Genomic DNA, 5,856 nt, shown 5'->3' with positions numbered 1-5,856 from the left:
CTGCCACCAGCTCGTCCACGAAGGCGGCTGGAAGGCGCGGTGGAACCCCGACAACACCGTCACCTTCACCACCCCCGACCAGCGACACATCGTCCGACCACCACCCACCTGACCCTCGGGTCGCCCACCACACCCCCTCGGCGCGGACGGGCGGTCCTCAACGCGGCCGGCCCGCTGGACTGCCGACCTCCCGGTTGTCGCGGTCGCGCGCTGGCTGGAACACGAAGCGGTCATCGCGTCCCACCGACGAGGACCGTCAGTGGCGCGACGCGCCGTGCGCTTCGACGAGGTCGTGCTCCATCACCTCGTGGCGCGCCCCGGCCGCGCTCACCAGCGCCGCGATGATCGCCACCGCCGGGAGCGCCAGGAGCGCCCCGGCCGCGCCCAGGAGGGCGGCACCGCCCAGCACCGCCAGGAACGCGACCGCTGGGTGCAGTGCCAGTGTGTGCGCGGTGACGCGTGGCTGCACCAGGTAGTTCTCGAACTGCTGGTAGATGACCACGGCCAGCAGGACCCACAGGGCACCGACCGGGTCACGGGCCAGCGCGATAGCCATCGGGAGCGCGCCGGCGAGGTAGGTGCCCACGACGGGGATGAGACTGCTGATCACCCCGACCCACGCGCCGAGCGCGAACGCGTAGGGGATATCGATCAATATGAAGGCGGTGGCGTGGAAAGCGGCCGACGCCACCGCGATCAACAGCCGACTGTAGACGTACCCGCCGGTCTTCTCGATGGCAAGGTCCCAGATCGCGAGGAAGTTGGCCTGCCGGTCGGCCCGCAGCCGCGATGACAGCGTGCGCCGTAGCCGTGGCCCGTCCGCGACCAGGTAGAAGGTCACCAGCAGGATGGTCAGCGTCTGGATCACTCCTCCCAGGACGGTGGTACCGAAGCCCAGGATCCCGCCGCCGAGGCGTTGCATGGCCGGTGACGGTCGGGCACCGGCGAGCGGGGCGCCTTCGAGGTAGTCGGCGATGCTGTCGCCCAACCCGGCAGGCAGGCGTCGTGCCTGGTCCGCCAGGCCCGACAGCAGCTCGGGGCCCTGCTCGATCAGCGTGCGCACCTGGCTCACCACCAGCGGGGCCATCGCCGCGATGAACCCGATCAGCGCCACGCCCGCCGCCAGGAACGTCAGCGCTGTGGCCAGCCCCCGGCGCATGCCACGACGGGACAGCCACTGCACGGCCGGTTCCATCGCGAAACTCAGGAAGAGGCTGACGACCACCGCGACCAGGAGGTTCTGTAGCCGCGAGAAGGCGAACTGCACCAGTCCCGTCAGAAGCAGCCCACCGGCGACGCCCAGCGTGATGGTCGCCGCGAGGCCGCCGTCTGCCCGCGCATGGTCGCTCCAGCGTCGGCCCCGCGACCGGCGCCGCTCGGCCGGCGCCCCGTCGAGCCGGGATCCGTCGCGCACGTTCACAGGGCGAGCGTACGGGGCGGGAAGGGTCCACCGGAGGTTGCACGCGACACGTCACACTCCAGGGTGGTGCGATGGCACCGGTAGCCTGGCCGGGCGGCGCCCTGCGCCCCAACATCCGGAGACCGCGTGTCCGCCATCGACGTCCGCGGCCTCGTCAAGCGCTACGGCGAGACGGTGGCCGTCGCCGGGCTCGACCTGACGGTCGAGCGGGGCGAGACGTTCGCGATCCTGGGACCCAACGGCGCCGGCAAGACCACCACCATCGAGTGCTGCGAGGGCTACCGGCGCCCCGACGCCGGCACGGTCCGTGTCCTCGGCCTCGACCCGATCGCCGATCGCGACCGCCTCCGCCCCCGGCTCGGACTGATGCTGCAGGAGGGCGGCGTCTACCCGACGGCCCGGCCGCTCGAGGTCCTGCACCTGTTCGCGGCCTTCCACGCCGAGGCCCTGGACCCCGACGCGCTCCTCGAACAGGTCGGCCTGGCTGACACCCGCCGGACCGCCTTCCGTGACCTATCGGGGGGGCAGAAGCAGCGACTGAAGCTCGCCATCGCTCTGGTGGGCCGACCGGAGCTGGTCTTCCTCGACGAACCGACTGCCGGCCTCGACCCGGCGGCGCGGCGGCTGACGTGGGACATCGTGCGCGAACTGCGGCGAACCGGCGTGACGGTGGCGCTCACGACCCACCTACTCGACGAGGCCGAGGAGCTCGCCGACCGCGTCGCGATCATCGACCGGGGGGTACTGGTCGCCCTCGGCTCGCCCGACGAGCTGACCCGCGAAGCCGGCCTGCCCGAGGTGCGTTTCACCGCCCCGCCGGCTTTGGACAGCGCCGCGTTGTCCGTCGCGATCGACGCCAAGGTCGAGGAGGAACGCCCCGGCCGGTACATCGTGCACGCCCCGGGGACCCCGGAGCTGATCGCGCGGCTGACCGCCTGGCTGCACGCCCACGATCTGCCGCTGGGTGATCTGCAGGCCGGACGACGCACCTTGGAGGACGTCTTCCTCCGCCTCACCGCCGAACCGACCCTGCCCAGCGACGAGGACCCGGTGCCGTGAGCCTCCTCGCCGCCCCGCCCCCCTCCGGTATCCGCCGGACGCCTGTGCTGCGGGCGGTGCTGGCGCAGGCACGGATGGAGCTACGCCTGCTGCTGCGCTCCGGCGAGAGCCTGCTCGTGACCGTGGGGATCCCACTGGGGCTGCTGGTGTTCTTCTCGATCGTCGAGGACGTCTTGCCCACCGGCGGCAGGGAGGCGGTCGACTTCCTGGTGCCCGGAGTGCTGGCGATCTCGGTGATGTCCACCGGGCTGGTGTCGCTGGCGATCGCCACGGCCTTCGAACGCAAGTACGGGGTGCTGAAGCTCCTCGGTGGCTCGCCGCTGCCCCGAGGCGGGCTGTTGGCCGCCAAGGCCCTGGCTGTACTGGCGGTGCTCGCCGCGCAAGCCACCCTGGTGCTGGTCGTGGCCGCCGCCGGACTGGGCTGGGAGCCCGGCGGGGGGGTACTCGCTGTGATCGTCGCCCTGGTGGCCGGGACGGCGACGTTCAGTGCCATCGGGCTGTTGGTGGCCGGGACGCTCCGCGCAGAAGGGACCCTGGCCGCCGTCAACGCGCTGTTCCTCGTTCTGCTGCTGATCAGTGGGCTCGCGTTCGACGCCGACGCGCTCCCCGGCCCGCTCGCGGCGCTCGGCAGGGCGCTCCCGGCCGGCGCGCTGGGCGAGGCGCTGCGGGCCGCGCTCGACGACCCCGGCCGGTTGGCGGCCCGACCGCTGGGGGTCCTGCTGTCCTGGGGGGCGGTGGCGTCGGCGGTGGCCTCCCGCACGTTCCGCTGGGAGCCGTGACACGCACGCCCGGCAGGTGTCCGCAGAGACAGGCCGCGCCCGGTTTCGGACCACTCGGAGGCCACTGGTAGGGTCCGCACCCGCCCGCAGCCGAGTTCGGCGTCGGGCCGGTTCAGCGACACCCGTGTGAGGAGGCCAGACGGTGCGCAGCCGCCCGGGTGCGGGTCCCAAGCAGCTGAGCAGGAGATCGACCTCACCGCGTGCCGCCGTCGAGCAGCCCAGGCCCTGGCGTGTCCTGCGTCCCCGGGTCGCCGGGATCGGGCTGCTGGCGCTGGCGCTCACCGGGTGCGTCCAGAACGCGGCGCAGACCGAGGTGGAAGAACCGTTCCGCGTGATGGACTACCTCGAACCCGTCGGTCGGTACGCCATCGACGCCGACCGGTTGTGGAACCTCACGCTGTTGGTGGCGATCGCGATCTTCGTCCTGGTCCAGGCGCTGATCGTCGTCGCGCTGCTGAGGTTCCGGGAACGCGACGACGATGGCCGCTCCCCCAAGCAGATCCACGGTAACCCGCGGCTGGAAGCACTGTGGACGGTGATCCCGGCGCTGATCCTGGCGGCGGTGGCGGTCCCGACCGTACGGACCATCTTCGAGTTCGCCCGTCCCGTCGAAGGCGCGCTCGAGATCAACGTGACCGGTCACCAGTGGTGGTGGGAGTACGAGTACCTGCAGTACGAGAACCTGACCACCGCCAACATCATGCACATCCCCACCGGTCAGGACGTCGTTCTGCGGATGACCTCCGCGGACGTCATCCACTCGTTCTGGGTCCCCAAGCTCGCCGGGAAGCAGGACGTCGTCCCCGGCCGGACCACCATGCTGAAGCTGTACACCGACGAGCCCGGCGAGTACTACGGGGCGTGCGGCGAGTTCTGCGGGTTGTCCCACGCCAACATGCGACTGCGGGTGATCGCCCACGAACCGGCCGAGTTCGACCGGTGGGCCCAGGCGCACGCCGAACCGGTCGACACCGCCGCGGTGACCGGCCAGGTCGCCGACGGCAAGGCCCTGTTCGTCACCAAGGAGTGCGTCGGATGCCACACGATCCGCGGTTTCCAACTGTCCGGTGACGACCCCGAGGACGTCTCGGCGCTGCGTCGTCTGGGCCTGGATCAGGAGCGCATCGACCAGCTCCTCGAGGGTGGACCGGTCGAGGCGACCGCGACGGTCGGTCCCGACCTGACCTACTTCTCCGACCGGGGATGGTTCGCAGGAGTGATCTTCGCCAACACCGACGAGAACCTGCGCGCCTGGTTGGAGGACCCACCTGCGATGAAGCCGATGGATTGGGAACAGGGCCGCGGCATGCCGCCGCTGGGCCTCCAACCCGACGAGATCGACGCGCTCGTCGCGTTCCTTCGCACCCTGACCGTCCAGCGGTAGCGCCGAACGGGAGGACGACATCCGATGGCAACCGCCTCGATCGAGCGCAGCGTCACGTTCCGACGGCCCACCTCCAAGACCGGGCTGGTCGGGTGGCTGACGACGGTCGACCACAAGAAGATCGGGATCCTCTACGGCATGACGGCGTTCGCCTTCTTCATCGTCGGCGGGATCGAAGCGCTCCTGATCCGGATGCAGCTGGCCGGCCCCAACGGCGACGTCCTGAGCGCCGACGTGTACAACCAGCTGTTCACCATGCACGGCGTCACGATGATCTTCCTCGTGATCATGCCGATGACCGCGGCGTTCATGAACTACGTCATGCCGATCCAGATCGGCGCCCGCGACATGGCGTTCCCACGGCTGAACGCGATGAGCTACTGGGTGTTCTTCCTCGGCGGGCTGTTCCTCAACTCGAGCTTCTTGTTCGGGGAGGCGCCCACGGGCGGCTGGTTCGGGTACGCCCCCAACTCGCTGTTCGCGTACAACCCCGGGTCGGGGATGGACTTCTACGCGGTCGGACTGCAGATCCTGGGGATCGCGTCGCTGGCGTCCGCGGTGAACTTCATCGTCACCATCCTCAACCTGCGTGCGCCCGGCATGACGCTGCTCCGCATGCCGGTGTTCTCCTGGATGACGTTCGTGACCGCGTTCCTGCTGCTGTTCGCCCTCCCCGTCCTGGCGGTCGGCCTGTTCGAGCTGACCGCCGACCGGATCCTCGGCAGCAACTTCTTCGACGTCGGCAAGGGCGCCGACCCGGTCCTGTGGCAGCACCTGTTCTGGGTGTTCGGCCACCCCGAGGTCTACATCATGATCCTGCCCTCGTTCGGGATCGTCTCCGAGGTCCTGCCGGTCTTCAGTCGCAAGCCCCTGTTCGGCTACGCCGCGGTGGTCTTCGCCGGCGCCGCGATCGCGTTCATCGGGTTCGGGGTGTGGGCCCACCACATGTTCGCCGCAGGGCTCGGACCGATCGCCAACACCGGGTTCGCGTTGTCGTCGATGGTGATCGCGGTGCCAACGGGGATCAAGATCTTCAACTGGGTCGCGACGATGTGGGGCGGTCGGATCCAGCTGACCGCACCGATGTTGTTCGCGATCGGACTCGTGGCGCAGTTCACCATCGGTGGTCTGTCGGGGGTGACCCACGCGATCGCGCCACACGACTACCAGCAGACCGACACCTACTACATCGTCGCGCACTTCCACTACGTGCT

General features: G+C 70.1%; 5 protein-coding genes. 4 read left to right on the top strand and 1 reads right to left on the bottom strand.

What is annotated here, in order from left to right; genetic code table 11:
- Positions 1-256: 256 nt before the first annotated feature.
- Positions 257-1,420, bottom strand: a complete 1,164-nt coding sequence (locus M3N57_01300; protein ID MDP9021341.1) for an AI-2E family transporter — start codon at positions 1,418-1,420, stop codon at positions 257-259.
- A gap of 126 nt (positions 1,421-1,546) precedes the next feature.
- On the opposite strand from M3N57_01300, the gene M3N57_01295 reads away from it, so the two are divergent.
- The 4 genes from M3N57_01295 to M3N57_01280 form a co-directional block, all read left to right on the top strand.
- Positions 1,547-2,479, top strand: a complete 933-nt coding sequence (locus M3N57_01295) for an ABC transporter ATP-binding protein (protein MDP9021340.1) — start codon at positions 1,547-1,549, stop codon at positions 2,477-2,479.
- Positions 2,476-3,258 carry an ABC transporter permease gene (locus M3N57_01290; GenBank protein ID MDP9021339.1) on the top strand — a complete coding sequence of 261 codons (783 nt, stop codon included), beginning with the start codon at positions 2,476-2,478 and terminating at the stop codon, positions 3,256-3,258. Before M3N57_01295 ends, M3N57_01290 begins: the two co-directional genes overlap by 4 nt.
- Positions 3,259-3,400: 142 nt before the next feature.
- A complete protein-coding gene (coxB, locus tag M3N57_01285) occupies positions 3,401-4,642 on the top strand; it encodes a cytochrome c oxidase subunit II (GenBank protein ID MDP9021338.1) in 1,242 nt (413 codons plus the stop codon).
- 24 nt (positions 4,643-4,666) lie between these two features.
- Positions 4,667-5,856 (top strand): cbb3-type cytochrome c oxidase subunit I (locus tag M3N57_01280; GenBank protein ID MDP9021337.1); only part of this gene is annotated, 1,190 nt, incomplete at its 3' end.

The sequence above is a fragment of the Actinomycetota bacterium genome, from assembly GCA_030776725.1.
Classification (GTDB): domain Bacteria; phylum Actinomycetota; class Nitriliruptoria; order Nitriliruptorales; family JAHWKO01; genus JAHWKW01.
The sequence above is the reverse complement of the archived record's forward strand: the minus strand, read 5'-3'. Positions and strand labels throughout refer to the sequence as shown.